The sequence below is a fragment of the Mesorhizobium sp. P2_E9 genome (assembly GCF_056403815.1).
In genome coordinates this window covers 14,434-31,681 of sequence record NZ_JBFUET010000029.1, presented here as the reverse complement: position 1 = coordinate 31,681, position 17,248 = coordinate 14,434, and the positions used below count along the sequence as shown (strand labels likewise).

Annotated in this window: 16 protein-coding genes and 1 pseudogene; 7 read left to right on the top strand and 10 right to left on the bottom strand. The window is 59.8% G+C overall.

The annotated features are described in order from the left end of the window. Positions 1-93 precede the first annotated feature (93 nt). A pseudogene (locus tag AC1D05_RS34100) lies at positions 94-853 on the top strand (SDR family NAD(P)-dependent oxidoreductase). Between the two features lie 12 nt (positions 854-865). Here AC1D05_RS34100 and AC1D05_RS34095 read toward each other — a convergent pair. The 10 genes from AC1D05_RS34095 to AC1D05_RS34050 form a co-directional block, all read right to left on the bottom strand. Beyond that, positions 866-2,506, bottom strand: a complete 1,641-nt coding sequence (locus AC1D05_RS34095; RefSeq protein WP_477447186.1) for a peptidoglycan L,D-endopeptidase MepK — start codon at positions 2,504-2,506, stop codon at positions 866-868. Between the two features lie 261 nt (positions 2,507-2,767). Further along, complete coding sequence (locus tag AC1D05_RS34090; RefSeq protein WP_477447184.1) at positions 2,768-3,910, bottom strand: hypothetical protein; 1,143 nt, start codon at positions 3,908-3,910, stop codon at positions 2,768-2,770. Positions 3,911-4,038: 128 nt separating this feature from the next. Beyond that, positions 4,039-5,052 carry an acyltransferase family protein gene (locus tag AC1D05_RS34085; RefSeq protein WP_477447182.1) on the bottom strand — a complete coding sequence of 338 codons (1,014 nt, stop codon included), beginning with the start codon at positions 5,050-5,052 and terminating at the stop codon, positions 4,039-4,041. Between the two features lie 15 nt (positions 5,053-5,067). After that, positions 5,068-5,736, bottom strand: coding sequence for a methyltransferase family protein (locus tag AC1D05_RS34080; RefSeq protein WP_477447180.1), 669 nt, complete (start codon positions 5,734-5,736; stop codon positions 5,068-5,070). A gap of 295 nt (positions 5,737-6,031) precedes the next feature. Then, positions 6,032-6,571: a prepilin peptidase gene (locus tag AC1D05_RS34075; protein ID WP_477447178.1), complete on the bottom strand. Its 540-nt coding sequence runs from the start codon at positions 6,569-6,571 to the stop codon at positions 6,032-6,034. Position 6,572: 1 nt separating this feature from the next. Continuing rightward, a complete protein-coding gene (locus AC1D05_RS34070; protein ID WP_477447176.1) occupies positions 6,573-7,121 on the bottom strand; it encodes a tetratricopeptide repeat protein in 549 nt (182 codons plus the stop codon). Positions 7,122-7,186: 65 nt separating this feature from the next. Further along, positions 7,187-8,137 carry a type II secretion system F family protein gene (locus AC1D05_RS34065; RefSeq protein WP_477447174.1) on the bottom strand — a complete coding sequence of 317 codons (951 nt, stop codon included), beginning with the start codon at positions 8,135-8,137 and terminating at the stop codon, positions 7,187-7,189. An 18-nt stretch (positions 8,138-8,155) separates the two neighbouring features. Then, a complete protein-coding gene (locus AC1D05_RS34060; protein WP_477447172.1) occupies positions 8,156-9,127 on the bottom strand; it encodes a type II secretion system F family protein in 972 nt (323 codons plus the stop codon). Further along, positions 9,127-10,515 carry a CpaF family protein gene (locus AC1D05_RS34055; RefSeq protein WP_477447170.1) on the bottom strand — a complete coding sequence of 463 codons (1,389 nt, stop codon included), beginning with the start codon at positions 10,513-10,515 and terminating at the stop codon, positions 9,127-9,129. Before AC1D05_RS34055 ends, AC1D05_RS34060 begins: the two co-directional genes overlap by 1 nt. A 109-nt stretch (positions 10,516-10,624) precedes the next feature. Continuing rightward, the gene (locus AC1D05_RS34050) at positions 10,625-11,755 is read right to left on the bottom strand and encodes a phosphatase PAP2 family protein (protein ID WP_477447168.1); all 1,131 of its coding nucleotides are present in this window, start codon (positions 11,753-11,755) and stop codon (positions 10,625-10,627) included. 552 nt (positions 11,756-12,307) lie between these two features. On the opposite strand from AC1D05_RS34050, the gene AC1D05_RS34045 reads away from it, so the two are divergent. The 6 genes from AC1D05_RS34045 to AC1D05_RS34020 all read left to right on the top strand — a co-directional run bounded on the left by AC1D05_RS34045 (position 12,308) and on the right by AC1D05_RS34020 (position 17,244). Continuing rightward, complete coding sequence (locus AC1D05_RS34045) at positions 12,308-12,532, top strand: Flp family type IVb pilin (RefSeq protein ID WP_477447166.1); 225 nt, start codon at positions 12,308-12,310, stop codon at positions 12,530-12,532. Positions 12,533-12,548: 16 nt separating this feature from the next. Beyond that, positions 12,549-12,764, top strand: a complete 216-nt coding sequence (locus AC1D05_RS34040; protein WP_477447164.1) for a Flp family type IVb pilin — start codon at positions 12,549-12,551, stop codon at positions 12,762-12,764. Between the two features lie 94 nt (positions 12,765-12,858). Beyond that, on the top strand, positions 12,859-13,899 hold the full coding sequence (gene cpaB, locus AC1D05_RS34035) for a Flp pilus assembly protein CpaB (protein ID WP_477447162.1): 1,041 nt from the start codon (positions 12,859-12,861) through the stop codon (positions 13,897-13,899). Positions 13,900-13,956: 57 nt separating this feature from the next. Then, positions 13,957-15,393, top strand: a complete 1,437-nt coding sequence (locus tag AC1D05_RS34030; protein ID WP_477447160.1) for a type II and III secretion system protein family protein — start codon at positions 13,957-13,959, stop codon at positions 15,391-15,393. After that, the gene (locus AC1D05_RS34025; RefSeq protein WP_477447158.1) at positions 15,380-15,676 is read left to right on the top strand and encodes a hypothetical protein; all 297 of its coding nucleotides are present in this window, start codon (positions 15,380-15,382) and stop codon (positions 15,674-15,676) included. Before AC1D05_RS34030 ends, AC1D05_RS34025 begins: the two co-directional genes overlap by 14 nt. A 68-nt stretch (positions 15,677-15,744) precedes the next feature. Continuing rightward, a complete protein-coding gene (locus AC1D05_RS34020) occupies positions 15,745-17,244 on the top strand; it encodes a TadE/TadG family type IV pilus assembly protein (protein ID WP_477447156.1) in 1,500 nt (499 codons plus the stop codon). The last annotated feature ends 4 nt before the right edge of the window (positions 17,245-17,248 follow it).

Sequence of the window (17,248 nt, the reverse complement as noted above, 5' to 3'; positions counted from 1 at the left end):
TCACGCCGTGAGCAGGTAGTGTTCAGCAAAAGCGGCCGCTCCGATGCGCACGCTGGCGACAGGTTCGGCCCGAAAAGCTTCAGGGAGGTTGCGATGACGGACTTCACACCAAAATTCGATCTGGCCGGCAAGGTGGTGCTGGTCACAGGCGCTTCGCGCGGCATTGGCCGCGCCTGCGCATTGGCTTGCGCCGGCTCCGGCGCCGACATGATCGTCGGCGTGCGCAGCAAGGCCGACGGGGCGGAGCTTGTCGCCGAGATCGAGCGCATCGGCCGCCGGGCGCTTGCCGTGCAGATGGACGCGACCGATCTCGCCACGGTGCGCAAAGGCGTCGCCGATGCGCATGCCGCCTTCGGCCGCATCGACATCCTGGTCAACAATGTCGGGCTCGGGCCAGAAAACCTGGCGGAAAACGTCACCGAGGAGGATTTCGACCTGACGGTGAACGTCAACCTCAAGGGCACGTTCTTCACCACCCAGGCGGTCGGCAAACTGATGATCGCGCAAAAAGGTGGGCGCATCATCAACATCAGCTCTCAGGCCGGCACGGTGACGTTGAAGGGCGAGGCGATCTACTGCATGACCAAGGCGGCGATCGCGCTGCCTGGCGGCCGAATGGGCGCAGCACAAGATCGCCGTCAACAGCGTGGCGCCGACCTTCATCTGGACCGACGGCACACGGCCGTCGCTCGCCGAACCGGACTTCCATGCGCATGTGCTCGGCCACATTCCGCTCGGCCGCATCGGCGACCCGATCGATGTAGCGGGAACCGTCGTGTTCCTCGCTTCGCCGGCAGCGTCGCTGATTACGGGAACGAATATACTGGTCGATGGCGGCTGGTCGGTGGCGTAGGCCGCAGCCAGCCTATTTGAAGCTGGCGATGGGCAGGAATTTCACTGCTGAACCAGTGAAGCGGCGGTGATCGGACGTCTGTCCTCGCGGCTGGAATCCGTCGAGATAGACCTGCTCCGGCGCCGTGCGGATGAAATTGGCGGCGATGACGGGCGCCGCTGCTGATCCGGTCCCGCCGGTGATGCCGCGACCTGTCTCAAGCGGCCGACTGGTCAACGCCGCGGGCACAATGACGGCGGTGGCTTCGGGATCGAGACGTGGCTGGACACGATCGGCCTTGGGGCTGGTCCGGACGCGATCTTCGGGTTTCGGTGCAGGGACCGCGGCGCGCTGGCCGGCCAGCCCATCGAGGCCGTTATCGGGGTGATGCATGGCCAGCAAGGCAGCGACGGCGTCGCCAGATTTGGCTGCATCCGGCTGACGCGTCGGGCTTTGCGGCCGCCATGTCGGCAAGGGGACGGTGAGCGCCGCCATCTCCGGCGCGGCGGCAGCCGCAGTTGTATCCGTCTTGCCCAAGGGCATTTCGGCATTGGCTGCCGCCGGCTTGGCTCCCGGCAGTTCAGCCCGCGCGGTGGACGCGCTGGCCGTTGCGAAGGGCGCGGTTTGCGCGACCGGAATGCTGGCCGTGGGGACATCGCGCGGGGCGAAGGCCGGCAACGGCACCGTGTTGGGCGCCATCGCCATGACGATTGCTTCAGGCGTCTTATTCTTTTGGTCAGTGAGTGGTTCTTCAGCCGCGCCGGCGGAAGCCACCTGGACGTCCGCCCGCTGGGCTGCCTCCGGCGGCACGATGGCGATGCCCCGCCCCGCCGGCTTGGGCTCCACGGACTTGGCCGATTTGCGTGACGCCGGCGCCGCTTCCGCGACATCCTCCGCCTCGTCGGCGCCGCGCCCGCCCAAAAGCGTCGCCAGCAGGCCGCGCGACTTTCTCTGACCGGCGTCGGCGCTTGCCAGTTCGATGTTGGGCGTGCCGGCGCTCTTGCGCGACTTGTAGGCGGCAAGCGCCTGGTCATAGCCGGGCAGCGGCCTGCCATCGCTCGGCACATGCAGCGTGTTGCCGTTCGGGAAGACCCTGGCGAGTTCCTGCCGGCTGATGTCCGGCCAATGCCGCACATTGCCGACATCCATGTGAATGAAAGGCGAGCCGGAGGTCGGGTAATAGCCGACGCCGCCGCCCTGCATCTTCAGGCTGATGTCGCGCAGCTTCTTCAGCGGCACGTCAGGCAGGAAAAAATCCATCGCGCGGCCAACCATGTGCTGGCTTTCCCGGGCGACGCCCTTCGAGCGGCTGCGCAGCATGGCGTTCGTCGCCGGCGAGCGATAGGCGCTGACCACGTGGATATAGCCCGTCGAGCCGCTGGCGCGGTAGGCCTGCCAGACGAGGTCGAGCAGGCGCGGGTCCATCCTGGTCGGTTCGTTGCGGCGCCAGTCGCGCAGCATGAAATTGATCTTCTTCAATCCGGCCTGATCGTAGCGGCCGTTGCGCTTGAAGACGATCTCGGCCTTCTCGCCGGTATGAAGATGTTGAATCCGCAAAGCGCGCGTCTCGGCGGACGCGCCGGTGACGCACAGGCAAAGGAACGCGACCACAATGGCCGGCAGCCATGCCCAACGATGGGAGGGCGCGTTCTGTTCGCTTTCAATCACGTTCATGCCTTGCACATTGTTCTTGTTTCGGGCGATTTGACGTCTTCGCCGGATGCGGAGCCTTCTTTTCGAAGCGCTCGACCCGACAAGCAGGCCTGATCTGGCAGGCCTGATCTGGCAGGCTTGACCAGGCAGGCTTGACCAGGCAGACGGGCATCCGTCCCCGCCCTGTCGATGAACAGCATCTTGGTTAATGAATCGTGTTCGTGCCGGACACGGGCCTTCCCGACAAGTCGCGGATTGCCCGAAGGCGTTCAGCCGATCGCTTCAGCGGAACAGATATTTCGAGACTTCCGGATTGCCGCGCCGCCACATCACATTGTCCAGGAAGTAATGGTGCACGTTGATGAAGATCCAGGCGATGAAGAGGAAAAGCGACGAGCCGAGCACCGCCTTGTCGTAGGGAACCAGGTCAATCAGCATCATCGGCACCAGCCAGAAGCCGAGCGCTCCAAGAATTGCGCCGACGATGATGAAGGCCAGCACGCGCAGCCTGTACCACGGTCCAAGAATGGACAGGGCCTTTAGTCGCGGCGTCTCGACGGCATCCGCACGGTCGCGCTCGACATTGGTCTGGTAGCGCCAGACCACCGCCAGATACTGCAAGGAATGGAGCGCCGGCACCACGAGCAGCCAGAGCGGGTTCAGCGTCACGAACAGGATCCAGGCATAGAGGGACACGACGTAGGCGACGACGCCGTTGTAGGGCAGCGCCCCACCATGCTTGCGCCAGCGATTGATGAACATCACGGCGGTGGCCGCCGAGGAGGCGGCAGCGACCGCCATGGCGATGGTGATGAGCCATGGCGGGACCGCGAAGGTGTAGTACTGCAAACCCCAGAATTGCCTTTCGGTGATCACCACATTCGTTTGCAGCCAGGCGAACAGCCACACGGCGTAGCCATTGAACAGCAACACCTTCTTGTCCTGTTCGCTGAAGAATTTGCGCTTCAGCACAGCGTCCACCATCAGCATGCCGTAGCCTTGCTTGACGTAGTGCCAGCCGACGAAAAAGCCCATTGCGTTGGTTGCGTTGCCCAGCAGGCGGGCGTTCCCCGCCAGCGTGCCATAGGCAAAGAAGGCGGTCATCGCCAACGGGACGACAATGCCGGCGATGATGTAGCGGATCTGGAGGTTGCGGCTGTAACCGTCGCCGCGCAGCTTGTGCGCGAAGTTGCGGTAGAAGATCTGGTACGAATGACCGAAGTGCGGCTGGTTTATGAGGTGCGAGAGCAGGAACATCGTCAGCGTCACGGCGGCTTCGTACCGAAGCGGCAGGAAATATAGCACCGGCAGAATGATAAGCGCGCTTCCGCCAAGCATGAAGAAGTCGATGAACGGGCCAAAGAGATATTTTTGCGGCGTGGCTGCGACGGAAGCCGGGGCATCTGCCGAAAGGTGAAGTGCCATGGTGCCTTCTCCCTGTGATCGTTTATCTGGCCATCCCGGATACCGTTTGTGTCGACGGCGGCGAGGATCTCACTACGCGTCCGGCAACGGCCCATATGATCGCGGTTGCCAGCATCGAAGCATACCCGTCAATCCCGTAATGCCAAGCCAGTTAGATGGGGGCCAGTCTTCAGTGGGGGATCATTCCGGCGCAGGAATTTGCGCAGCGGCAACTCGAACCGAATGTACATCCGCCAAGCGAAAAGAACGGATGTGGCTGTGCCGATCACGATGATAAGGTCCGGAGGAATTGGAAAAGCGGTCCACACCATCAGTAGCAGCGTTATCGGCAGAGTGTGGATCAGATACAGCATATAGGAGGCGTCACCGAGAACCGTCCAGACGCTCGGCTTCGCGTCGATCTGCATCGTGCCGAAAACGATCATCGCTGCCGGGACACCATAGACCAGCACGCGCTGGAAGCCGTTATCGCCGGCGAGAAACTCCATCGTCCCTCCTTGCGGCGCTATCCCAACGAATCCGACAGCTATCATCGCCGCGGCGCCGATCGGCAGCAACCACACCGCCGGTTTCCACCTGGGCGCATAGGCGAGAACGACGCCGAAGCCGAACTCGATGATCAGCGGGTTGCCAAGAAATTGCAGCACCGGACCCGCCGAGCGAAATATCATTGCGAGGCCGAAGATACCGACGACTACCGACAGCAGTCGCCGGTCGATGAGAACGATGGTCGCGGCAGCGTAGAACAGCATTTCGAAGCACAGCGTCCAGGCTGCTGGCAATGCTGGCGCGGTCATTTGATCGGTAGCCGGCCACAGCAAGAGCGTCGCTACCGCGTCCCGCCAGCCGAAGCCGGTTTTGTAGGCGACGATCGCGTAGGGGATACTGATCAGCAGGTAGAGCGGAACAATGCGCCGGAACCGTCTCCAGGCGAAAGATCGCCACGTCAGACTTGGTGCAGTCTTGGCAATAATCACCCCTGATATGACAAAGAAGATGTCGACGCCTGCGAAACCGGCCACCTGAAAATCATGAGGCAACAGGCCATTGGATCCTGTGACCTTAACGGCGGTCTGTGCTGCGTGGACATATACGACCATCAGCGCTGCAACGAAGCGAAGTACTTGCAGGGACCAGATCAACCGGGCGAGTCCTGACTATTGGCTGCTAGAGTTTGGTATGGCGCCACCAAGGAACCGCGGCAAGAGCATGGGGACGCGCCGAGCGTAATCGTCGTATTCTGGGAAGGTTTGCCGAAGGATAGCCTCTTCATTTCTCGCGCGTCTAAACTGCAAAAGAAATTGAACCGCACTCAGCGCCACCATCAGAATTGAAAAATGCGAAAGCACCATCCCGAGAACGAATACCGCCTCACAGATGTAGAGCGGATGCCGGACGATCGAGTACGGGCCAGTGGTAACCAGGCGACGAGCTGTCGCCATGAGAGCGAAGGAACGGCCCAGCCAATAAAGACAGAAAATCGAACTGGCCGTACCGATGAGGACTAGGCAGAGGCCCGTCACTTGCGCCGCCTCATTTTGCAATGCCGGCGTCAGGTTCAATGCGAGCAGGATCATAAATGTTCCAGCTACCGCGGTTACTCTCGGTTCAATTCCCTGCGCAGTTCCCTTTGGCGGAAGGCGGGTGATGGTCATCACAAGCAGCAGCAACAGAAAAACGGTTGACGCCAGTTGAGTGACGATTGCGAGCGAACTTGCCGAGGTATCCTGACGGAAATAGTGCAGTAGAGGTATCGCGCTGGACGTCGCCATAACCGTCATGACAAAGACGATGGCAATACGGCCAAAAAAATCCTCGTTCAACATTTTCACCCCCCGTACCTAAGCAGTCATTGAAACATCACTTCCGCGTCCCGACAAGAAGATGGTTTGCAAAGAGTTAACGGCTATGCCGTCTCAAATTTTGATTAATCTATCCGTCCCATCGCGGCCACATGCCAGATCTTCGTGCTTCGTATCCAGGCGCCGATCTCAATTGTGGTTTTCCATTGCGATGATTGCACTCAGCCCTCACAGCACAACGTTTTCGTTTTTGATTTGCGTTGCCTATGAATCCGGCTGAATGGCCCGCATTTCGCATAGCAGAGCGCGCTGGCGCCGTTCAGCTAAGCTGATTCAGGATTCCAGAGCTGCTCGCCAACACCAAACTTTCGTAGATCACGAGCACTAGCGTACAGATCGCCGCGACCGAGATTGGCACGCCGAACGGCACAACGCCTTTGCGGTCGAGATGCTGAACGTAGACGCGGAAGGCACCCGCGGGCAGCAGGAATGGATTTTTCATGGCTGCTGCGGTGACGAGGGCGAAAACCAGTAGCAGCATGGAAAACACGACGAGGTCGTTGCCGCCGGTCAGGAAAGGGATGACCGCCATCAGCTTGACGTCGCCGGCGCCGATCTTGCGCAAGAGCCAGAACGGGAACAAGGCAAGAAACAGCACGAGGCCGGCAGCCGCGCTCAAGCCCATGTCCAACCAGGATCCGGATCGGAGCAGCAGCAGCAACAGCGATCCCGCCCCAAGACAGAGCAGCAGCAGCACATCGCGATTGGCAATCTTCTGCGTCGTGAAGTCGAGCCACGCAATCCTTGCGAGCAGAGGAATGGCGAGGGCCTTCAGCAGGAGCGCTTCGACAAGCAGCATGCTAGCGCTCGATGTTCTGCACGCTTGACGACAGCAGCTTCAGATTGTTGGCCACAGTCGGATCGTTGGGCGCCAGTTCATAGGCCTTGAGGAAATTCGCGCGCGCGTCCTGCAGCTTGCCACGCAGCAAGTAGGAATAGCCGACATTGTTGTAATATTCGGGTGACGCCCCCATCAGCTTGAAGGCTCGGCCATACGCCCGGTCGGCGAGGTCGAAGCGGTGGATGCGGTCGCACGAAGCGGCCAGCCCCATCCAGGCGCCGCCGTCATTGGGCGCGAGTTGCGTGGCCTTGAAGAACAGCGCGCCGGCGTTGCCGTAATTTTCCGCACGGAATTGGTTCTTGGCTTCGGCCACGGCCTGGTCCGAGGCGTAATATTCGACGTTGCCGACCGTCTTCAATCCATCGAAGGCATCGCCAAAAGACGTGACATCGCCTTTCGACGGCTCGTTGGTGCGGACGACACCATCTGCGGTGTCCGCGCCATTTGTCTGACAGCCAACAAGCGCCATCATCAGCAGGCTGGCTGCGGCTGCGACTGCGAGGCGCATTGGCCCTGTCATTTTATCCCCCAAGAGTCGTCCGACTCTTTTTTCGAATCAAAGCATATATCCATTTAGAAGAAAATGCCCTTCATGCGGATGATCACCGGCAACATGATCACCATCATCACCACCGGGAAGATGCACAGCCCCAATGGAATCATCATCTTGACCGGCAGAGCGTTGGCGCGCTCCTCGGCGTGCAGAATTCTCTGGCTGCGCATCTCTTCGCTGTAGACCCGCAAAGCGTCGGTCAGACTGGTGCCGAGCTCTTCCGACTGCCGAAACAGCACAGCCAGAGCCCGCGCCTCGTCAAGGCCGATGCGGTCGGCGAGGTCGCGCAGCGCATCCCGCAACGGCTTGCCGGCACGCAACTGCAGATTCATGATCGAAAGCTGGATGCCGAGCCATCTGTGGGTGCCGGCCAGTTCGCTGCTGACACGCTCCACCGCCGCCTCCAGGCTCATGCCAGCGTCCGCGCAGGTGATCATCATATCCATGAAATCGGGAAAGGCGCGGCGATAGACCTCTCTCTGCGCACTCTCGAAGCGATCGAGCAGGATGCTTGGAACCACGATGCAAGCGAGCCCGAAAAGAGCGGAACCGGCAAAACCTATGAAACCGGGCATTTGAGGTGGGAGAACGCGCGACAAGAGCGCATAGGCAGCCAGAAAGCCAGCACAGGCAGCACCAAGCCGTGACAAGGTGTAAATGAGCGGCGCGCTGGTCTGGTAGAAGCCGGCTCGAAACAGCTTCGCCTCAAGCGCATTAGGTTCGTCCCGTTCCTTCTCCATCGACCGGAAATAGGCGTCGACCGGCCGCTGCGCGGCAATCTTGGCAAGCAGTTCCTGTCCGGCGAGCGAACGACGATCGGCAAACCCCTCGGTCTTCAGGCTTTGCGCGACCAGAGTCCGCGTCTGCAGCGCCGGCAAGAGGACAAGCGCGCCGAACAGAAACAATGCAACCGCCGCGATGAAGACGGCAACGGAGATCAAAGTGCCCAGATCCTGGATGATCGAAAACAAGTTTATTCTTCGCTCCCGTCAGAAATCGAAATTGACCATGCGGTACATGATAAAGTCGCCCAACAACGCCCACAGCCCGAAAATCGTGAACACCGGCAAGATCAGCGGACTGCCCCAGACGGTGCCGTAGTAGGACGGGGCAAGCAGTTGAAGGATCAGGAACATAACCACGGGAAACAGGGAGATGATCCACGCGGACACGCGGCCCTCGCCAGAAAGCGCCCGGATCTTCATCCTGAGCTTCTGCCTGTCGCGCAGCACCACGGAAAGATTGGACAGGATTCCTGTGAGATTGCCGCCCGTCTTGGACTGGATCGACAGCGACACCGACAGCAGATGAAGACCTTCGAAGCCCACGCGTTGCGACAGCTTCCGCACTGCCTGCTCGATGCTCAGACCAAATGTGATTTCATCGGAAACGATGCCGAATTCGGTGCCGAGCGGATCGGGCATTTCGCGCGCTACGAGCGCGACCGCTACCGAAGCCGGATGCCCGGCCCGCAGCGAACGGACGATCATGTCGAGCGCATCCGGGAGCTGCTTTGCAAACTTCTGAATGCGCTTGTTGCGGGCGCGGCGGAGAACGAGAAGCGGCAGCCCAAATCCGATCGCCAGAAAAACGATGAGCGACACCAGGGTGGAGAAATGCAACAGGACCGACATCAGCAACGCAATCGCCAGTCCAGCGCTGAGAAACGTCGCGGCGAAAACCATTGGGTTTCCGGTGATGCCGGACTGGGTATAGAGCCTGTTCAGCCGGATCATGTTGGATAGAAAGTCGCCTGATTCCGTCAGTCCACGTTCGCGCAGCAATCCCTGCAGGGTCTGTTCCGCGGGCGCTTCGTCAGCCAGCCGCCTCAGCCGGTGGTTGATCACGCCAATCCGAGACCGGCGACCGGCAAAGGAAAGATATAGAGCTTCACCGGCGAGAATGACCGACGCTGCCGCCAGCATATAGATAAAGTATAGCAATGCCTGGCCGGTCGGCATCAGAGTGGAACCTGCGGGTTGAAGGCATCCTTGGCAAAATGATGCCCAAGCGTCGCTGCCTCAGGGGCGAAGCGCGGGCGAACGCCCGTGGCGCGAAAGTCTCCGACGACCTTACCGTCCGCGGTCACCTCACGACGCACGAAGTTGTAGATCTCCTGGAGCTGTACGACATTGCCCTCCATGCCGGTCAGTTCGGATATGGACGTCACGCGCCTGCCGCCATCCGACAAACGCTGGGTCTGCACGATGATGTCGATGGCCGAAGCGATCTGCGCCCGGATGGATTCGTGCGTCATCGGCATGCCCGCCATGCCGACCATCTGCTCCAGCCGCGATATGGCATCGCGCGGCGTGTTGGCATGGATGGTGGTCATCGAGCCCTCATGTCCGGTGTTCATGGCCTGCAGCATGTCGAAGGCCTCCTCGCCGCGCACCTCGCCGACGATGATGCGATCGGGCCGCATGCGCAGCGCGTTCTTGAGCAGTTCGCGCTGGCGCACCTCGCCCTTGCCCTCGACATTAGGCGGGCGCGTCTCCAGCCGGCCGACATGTGGCTGCTGTAGTTGCAGTTCCGCCGCGTCCTCTATGGTGATCAGGCGCTCTCTCGATGGAATGTAACTCGATAGCGCGTTGAGCAAGGTCGTCTTGCCGCTGCCGGTTCCGCCGGAAACCAGGATCGATTTGCGTGCCTGTACGGCGATCCGCAACAGCTCAACCATCGGGGGCCGAATAGAATTGAGCACCACGAGACGTTCGAGCGAATAAGGATTCTTGGAGAATTTGCGGATCGATACCAGCGGACCGTCGACCGAGATCGGCCGCACCGCGATGTTGACGCGTGAGCCGTCATCCAGCCGGGCATCGACCATCGGCGACGATTCATCGACCCGCCTGCCGATGTTCGAGACGATCTTGTTGATGACCCGCAGCAGATGCGCCTCGTCGCGAAACCGGATTGCCGTCTCTTCGACGATGCCACGCCGCTCGATAAAGACGCGCTTGTGGGTGTTGATCATTATGTCGGTGATCGTGTCATCCTTGAGCAACGGTTCGATCGGGCCGAGTCCCAGCATCTCGTCGGCGGTTTCGCTGGTAATTTGGTCAAGCTCGCGCGCGTTCAGCGGCACGCTGTGGGTGCGCACGAACTCGCGCACGATCGGGCGGATCTCGTTCAGGATCTCGTCCTTGGATGCGGTTTCGAGCGCGGATAAATTGAACCGGTCAATCAAATGGCGATGCAGTTCGACTTTTAGCGTCAGGAAGTCCTCGCCTTGCGGCGTCAGATCCACAATCGCCGGAATTGGCGTTGCAGCGGCGAGTACGGTCGTGATCGGCTGATCGAGCGGCTTTGGCTGCTCAGCCGGCCCTTTGATGAAGCGGCCTAACATCTCGCACAACTCCAAAATTCACTTGATAGGAAATCACTCCCCGACCCGGAAGTGTGCGAACCCAGGTCCGGCGGATCGTGTCGAAACATAACTGCTTGGTTGGCGACGGTCATGACAGAGACACCTGTTGTCGGTCGGGCGAGCGTTGAGCGACGTCCGAATTTGACTGCGGGGACGGCCGGCCTTGGGCAACCCAGCGGACAAATTGAATTGCAACGGCCGCGACTGCTAATCCGGCCAGCACGTCGACGAGATAGTGCCCGCCCTCGGGAAATGTGGCGAGGACCAGCATCGCGTTGAGCGCGTAGACTGGAAGCGAGATATAGCGGATGCCACGCATTGAATAGGCGAAGATCACAGCCAGGGTGGAGTGGAAGGAAGGGAACGAGACAAGACCTTCGGGATGTTCCAGCAAGAATGGTTTCAGTGTCCGCAGGGCATGAAGCTGCCCAAGGTGCCGCGTTGAGGCGCCGGGACCAAAGGAACTCAAAATATCCGGCGACGGATGGTAAAACTCAAAGGCCCCTGCCGCCGGCACTGCAATCGTGACCAGGCACATCAAACAACCGGCCACGCCGTAATGCGCTACAAATTCCTCTAGCCGGTCCGATCGGGCGGTCAACGCGAGGATGGCGGGCAGCAGCAATAACTGTACGCTCAAACTGTTGTAGGCCATCGAAAGCACATGATCGATTGATGGGTATTCGTTGAGCACACTTACATAGGCGACCCAGTCGAAGCCCAAGCTTGCGTCGCCCGCGGCCAGATAGCTGTCCAGTAGTGGCCGGCTTGTCGCGGCGGCCAAATAGGTAACGAACAGAAGCACTAGGGAAAACAGGGTTATAACGGTCAACGCCATAGCCAGGGCCTGTATCCTGCCAGCGAACTCACTTACCATGTCGCGATAGCCAAAAGGCGTTTTGCGAAGTTGAAGGCGCATCGCTGCAAGGAGCACCCACAGCAAGGCCATGGGCATCGACATCGCCACTTCGAACCAGATGGGTCTATTGAGATTCACGGTCGAGAACGGCAACCAGATCAGATCTGCGACCACAGCTCCGGCAAACAAGACTGAAATAAAGGCAACAAGCCGACCGTTTCCAAATCCTGCCATCCCGCAGAGGGTGCATCCGAACGGCCTGCGGTTAAATGATGTGGCCGCCATCGGATCGGTCGAGTCGCCCGCCGGAAGCGACGAGTACGAGAATGCCCGTCCTTCGCCTTCCATCCGTCCAGGCATCGACCGCCCCATCCCGTTAGCCCTCTCTAAATTTGTAATACCTAAACTAACGGTTAACCACATGCGCGACAAGCGCCCTTGGGTTCGGGAAGGACCAATACTTACAAGATAGTTAAGATGCGAGCGGCGAAATTTTTTTTTTTTATTTTCCGACTTCCACGCCGCCAAACATGAGTAGCGGACTAAGCTTTGGAGGCGTCCCTAGCCCTTGAGCGCTCAGACATCGGCATCCACTCCATAACTGGCTATAACCCCTTAGATATAAAGGGGTATGCTTTGTCACTAAAGTAGACATAGCTAAATTAGCCAGCCGACATAATTGTGAACGAATGGTTAAGAGCGCTTGAAAAATTAGACGAATCAAGCTCTTGCTGGAATTTAACGTCGCTCTGAACTCGCAAGTTCATGTATTGGAAAGTTAAGGAACCGTTAATCCCGTTTGACTCCGCAATTTCTCGGGACCTAGGATCGATATGACGGGGGATGCTTGGGTATGGGGTTCATCCTTGGCTCTGTCTCGTCGGGTTCAAACCTCCAAAGGGAGAAATTGACATGAAGAAGCTCATGACGATGACCCGGCAGTTCCGCGACGACGAAAACGGCGCTGCTATGGTCGAATACTCTATCCTGATCGGCATCATCGCCGCGGCATCGATCGTTGCGGTCATCGCTATCGGCGGATGGGTCGGCAGCCAGTTCACCGGCCTCTGCTCCAAACTGAATACCACGGGTATCAGCTCGACCGGCAGCGGCACCGGCGCATGCGTGCCGGGTTGATCAAGGAGCGATAGCCATGAAGTGGCTTGTCGACGTAGCCAGGCAGTTCAACGCCGATGAAAACGGCGCTGCCATGGTGGAATACTCAATCTTGATCGGCATCATCGCCGCGGCATCGATCGTTGCGATTATTGCCATCGGCGGATGGGTCGGTAGTCAGTTCACCGGCCTTTGCGCGAACCTGAACACCAAGGGTGTATCCAGTACTGGCGGTGCCGGTGGCACTTGCTAAGAACTCTCTGGGCCGGAATCGTTCGATTTCGGCCCAGAATTCTACGCGTTGAAGGGGCTAACATTCGCCCGGCGGGCGATGGTGGGGTGGAAAAATGCGTGCCAATACACTTATCATGATCGTTCTCGCCGGCGTGTTCGGCGTGCTGGCGGTTGTGCTCGCCAATATCTGGCTGGCCAGTCAGCGCAATGCGATGGCGCGGACGGATGACGTACCGCGCGATACGGTCGTCGTGGCGGCCGTACCATTGAAATTCGGCGATATGCTGACCGACGACAAGCTGCGCGAAGTAGCGTGGCCGGCGGGCGCGGTTCCGGCCGGCGCTTTCAAGACAACAAAAGAAGCGCTGGCTGGCGAAGGCACCAAGCAGGCGTTGCAGGCCATCGGCACCAATGAGCCTGTTCTCGCCACCAAGATCACCGGCCCTGGCCAGCGCGCAACGCTTTCGGCGGTGCTCGGCGAAGGCATGAAGGCCGTTTCCATCAGGGTGAACGACGTGCTTGGCGTCGCCGGCTTCGTTTTCCCAGGCGACCGGGTCGATGTCCTTTTGACGCGCACGGCGCGCGACAGTGATGGCGCGGACAAGAGTTTCGTTGACGTGCTTCTGCAGAGCATGAAGGTGCTTGCCGTCGACCAGGTGGCTGATGAGAGCAAGGATAGCCCTACCGTCGTTAAATCAGTGACGCTCGAGGCCAGCACCAAGGATGCGCAGAAGCTGACACTGGCGGCGGGTGCCGGCCAATTGTCACTGGCGCTTCGCCAGGCGGCGGCCAGCAAGGGCGAAACGACCGAGCGCGTGACGCTCTCGGATTTGACCGGCGAAACGCCCGACGATGTTGCCAAAAGGCAGGCCGAACTCGACAAGAAAGCAGCGGCGGAAGCTGCCGCAGCCGAGGAGCGTAAGCGGGCGGACGACAAGATAGCCGGCCTGACCCAGGCCGTGGAGAGGGTGGGAAGCCGACTTGACGAGTTGGGCAAGGTCAAACCCGCTCCGGCCGTAGCATCCGCGCCGGAAGTGCGCGAGGTCGTTAAGGAAGTGGTCAAGTATGTGCAGCCGGAACCGCCGAAAAATGTCACAGTGGGCGTATTTCGTGGCATGAAGCTCGATACATATGACGTGCCGCGACAACCATGATAATATTGCGGCTAATAAAGTCGGGCTGCCAGCGGTAGCAGCAGTGGGGAGACGGGGATGCAGGGGTTTTGCGTAAGGATGGCTGCGGCCGCGTTGTCCTGTCTGGCAGCGCTGTTGCTATCGAGCCTCGCGGCCGATGCAGCCGACCGCTTCATCGACGTGTCGAACCCGAGCGTCCATCGCATCTTCCTGCCCATGTCGCAGTCGGTGACGCTGCAGGTGAATGCCAATCTGGGCGATATCGTCGTCGGCGATGAGAAGATCGCCGATGCCCAGCCGATGACCGACCGCACGCTCTATGTCATCGGCAAGGGCGCCGGCACCACCACGGTCAATCTGTTCTCACCTGAAAAACGATCGCTTGGCGTCATTCAGATCGAGGTCGGTGTCGACGTCAGCGACATGGCGGCGGCCATCCGCCAGGTGTCGCCACGGTCGCGCATCGAAATCGGCTCGGTCAATGGCAGGGTCAGGCTTGGCGGCCACGTCAAGGACGGCGCCACGCTGGAGGCCATCATGCAGGTGGCGCAGCAATATGGCCCCGACGCCATCATCAATTCAGTCACCGTGGATGACAGCCAGCAGGTCAATCTGGAAGTGCGCGTGCTGGAAGCCAAGCGCAATGCCGGGCGCGATCTCGGCGTCTCGTTCAGGAGCAGGGACAGCAATGCAACCAAGTTTGGAACGGGCATCGCGGCTACCACTCCAAACGGAGTAGACCCTGGCACCCTGGTGTCGGGCCTGCTGTCGAAGTCGAATCCTTTCGCGACACTGATCACCCAGGTGATCGACAGCAACATCAAGGTCGACCTGATCATCGAGGCGCTCGAGGCCAAGGGGGTGGTGCGCACCCTGGCTGAACCCAATCTCACCACCTTGTCCGGTGAGCCGGCCAGCTTCAACGCCGGCGGCCAGGTGCCGATCCGGAGTATCACCAAGGATGGCCAGGTCCAGGTCGAGTACAAGCAGTTCGGCGTCAATCTCCTGTTCACGCCAATAGTGCTCGCCGACGACAAGATCCACATCCAGCTGGCGCCGGAGGTCAGCGACCTGACCAGTTTCACCACCGCCGGCGACCCGATCTTCACCAACCGCAAGCTGGAAACCGTCGTTGAATTGCGCGACGGCCAAAGCTTCGCGGTCGGCGGGCTTCTGTCGAGCAAGACCACCAAGCTGCAGAACCAGGTGCCGTGGCTCGGCCAGGTGCCGGTTATCGGCACGCTGTTCCGCAATTCGAGCAACCAGAAGGAAGAGACCGAACTGGTCGTCATCGTAACGCCGCACATCGTGCGGCCGGTGAAGCCCGGCGAACAGCTGGCGACGCCGTTCGACAAGACGCGGCCGGCCAACGACCCGGAATTCTTCGTGCTTGGTCAGCTCGAGGTGAACAAGGACATGATCCGCAAATATGAAACGGGCGACGGCGTCACCGGCCCCTATGGCCACATGCTCGACTTCAAATCGAAGGACAAGATGCTCTATGTCAAGAAATAGCGCCTTGATCCTCATTCTCTGCGCCGGTGCGCTTTCGGGCTGCGCCGCCGACTATCTCAACCACTATGACACGGTGACCTTGGCCGCCGGCGACACGCAGAAATTCAACTCGCTGCTGCAGACCGTCGATCCGCTCAATCCGGCTTCGAAGAACACACATATCGAAGGCGACGGCACGCGCGCCGCACTTGTCGCGCACAATTACAAATTTCCACCACCGCCGCCGCCGCCGCCGGCGATCACGGTCAATGTCGGCGGGTCCGGTGTGACGACGTCGCAGTGAACTGAACGGAAGGATGCGGAGGGCGCCGGGCATGCGAGGGGCTGCGCAGGAAAGCAGAGAGTAAGGTCATGTTGGGGACCATTCGTGCCTTCTGGAAGGATCAACGCGGCGTAGCGATGATCTTGGTGGCGATCATGATACCCGTGCTTATCGGCTTCTCGCTGCTGGCCATAGACATGAGCCGGGTCAACAGCCTGCACAACGATCTGCAGAAGGGTGTCGACGCTATGGCGCTAGCCGCCGCGGCGGAACTCGATGGCAATTCGGATGCGATCACCCGGGCCAACCGGGCCGTCACCAACCTTGTGGCCAACAAGACGCTGTTTTCGACATCAGGTGATCACCAAATCGCCCTGGCTGACGTAACGGTGACCTATCTGACCGGGATACCGGCGAGTGATGACATCACATTGACTGCCGCGGGTGTCGACTCAAATGCCAAGAACTGGGCCAGCACCGATCCCAAGGCTGTCAGGTTTGCCGAAGTGACTGTGAACGCATCGGGCGCGACGGACGGCGCGGGCGCCTTCGCGACGATTTTTCCAGCCAGCATCGTCGGCAGCACCGAAAGGATGGACGTGCGGCCACAAGCGGTGGCGGGATTCACCAATGCGTTGTGCCAGTTCACACCGATGTTCATCTGCAATCCTTTCACCAATAGCGCAACCTCCCTGAGTGATCTGCAGACGGCCGTATCAGGAACAAAGAAGCCGATGATCTGGCTGAAAGAACAAACAGGTGGCAGCAGCGCCCAGTACGGTCCGGGCAATTACGGGTTTTTGTCATCACCCGAGGGCGATAAGAATACGGCTGCGATTACCGAAATGTTCGCTGTCACCAATCCGCCCGCCTGCTACGACCAAAGTGGTGTGACCACCCGTCCGGGTAACATTCCTCCGGTGGATGCCGGTATCAATACCCGCTTTGACATTTACGACAATGGCGGCCCCTACAAGACCGACCCATCAATTAACCCGCCTGCGCCGAATGTCAGAAAAGGCATGGACGTTCAAAACGCAGGCAAGAACAATTGCAGCTACAACGCTCCCACGTCCGGGCAGGCCAAGAATTTTATGGCCGTGCCCCGAGACAATTGTTTCGCGACCACATGTTCAAATGCTGGATCTCTCGGCGACGGCAACTGGAACTTCATGGGTACGAAAACAAGTCCGGGCTATTGGGACACGAATTGGCCCAAGGACGATGGGACCGGCGTGAAAGCCGCGTGCGGCGCAAGCCCAAGCCGATATTGTGTCTACAATTACGAAATTCAGCACAAAGCGGATCTTAAGAGCACTTTCGAACAGACCGCGCCGGCCTGCAATGCGACGACGCAGACCGCTGACAGACGACTGCTCTATGTAGCGATTGTCGACTGTACGGCCAACACTGTTCATGGCGGCGGACAGACCTTACCCGTGCAGGCTTTCGCGAGTGTGTTCCTGACAGAACCGGCGGGTGGGGCGCCCAATGCCGATATCTATGGCGAGATCGAGGATATCAGCACTGTCTCCGGCCAAAACACGCTGAAGAAGCTGCAGCGCAACGAAGCGCAATTGTACCGGTAGCGCC

What these genes read in the sequence shown, in the direction of transcription:
- cpaB (WP_477447162.1), top strand. Translation starts at nt 12,859, where the DNA reads ATGCGTGCCAATACACTTATCATGATCGTTCTCGCCGGCGTGTTCGGC.
- AC1D05_RS34080 (WP_477447180.1), bottom strand. Translation starts at nt 5,736, where the DNA reads ATGTTGAACGAGGATTTTTTTGGCCGTATTGCCATCGTCTTTGTCATG.
- AC1D05_RS34075 (WP_477447178.1), bottom strand. Translation starts at nt 6,571, where the DNA reads ATGCTGCTTGTCGAAGCGCTCCTGCTGAAGGCCCTCGCCATTCCTCTG.
- AC1D05_RS34020 (WP_477447156.1), top strand. Translation starts at nt 15,745, where the DNA reads ATGTTGGGGACCATTCGTGCCTTCTGGAAGGATCAACGCGGCGTAGCG.
- AC1D05_RS34050 (WP_477447168.1), bottom strand. Translation starts at nt 11,755, where the DNA reads ATGCCTGGACGGATGGAAGGCGAAGGACGGGCATTCTCGTACTCGTCG.
- AC1D05_RS34025 (WP_477447158.1), top strand. Translation starts at nt 15,380, where the DNA reads ATGTCAAGAAATAGCGCCTTGATCCTCATTCTCTGCGCCGGTGCGCTT.
- AC1D05_RS34095 (WP_477447186.1), bottom strand. Translation starts at nt 2,506, where the DNA reads ATGAACGTGATTGAAAGCGAACAGAACGCGCCCTCCCATCGTTGGGCA.
- AC1D05_RS34040 (WP_477447164.1), top strand. Translation starts at nt 12,549, where the DNA reads ATGAAGTGGCTTGTCGACGTAGCCAGGCAGTTCAACGCCGATGAAAAC.
- AC1D05_RS34070 (WP_477447176.1), bottom strand. Translation starts at nt 7,121, where the DNA reads ATGCGCCTCGCAGTCGCAGCCGCAGCCAGCCTGCTGATGATGGCGCTT.
- AC1D05_RS34045 (WP_477447166.1), top strand. Translation starts at nt 12,308, where the DNA reads ATGAAGAAGCTCATGACGATGACCCGGCAGTTCCGCGACGACGAAAAC.
- AC1D05_RS34060 (WP_477447172.1), bottom strand. Translation starts at nt 9,127, where the DNA reads ATGCCGACCGGCCAGGCATTGCTATACTTTATCTATATGCTGGCGGCA.
- AC1D05_RS34055 (WP_477447170.1), bottom strand. Translation starts at nt 10,515, where the DNA reads ATGTTAGGCCGCTTCATCAAAGGGCCGGCTGAGCAGCCAAAGCCGCTC.
- AC1D05_RS34090 (WP_477447184.1), bottom strand. Translation starts at nt 3,910, where the DNA reads ATGGCACTTCACCTTTCGGCAGATGCCCCGGCTTCCGTCGCAGCCACG.
- AC1D05_RS34030 (WP_477447160.1), top strand. Translation starts at nt 13,957, where the DNA reads ATGCAGGGGTTTTGCGTAAGGATGGCTGCGGCCGCGTTGTCCTGTCTG.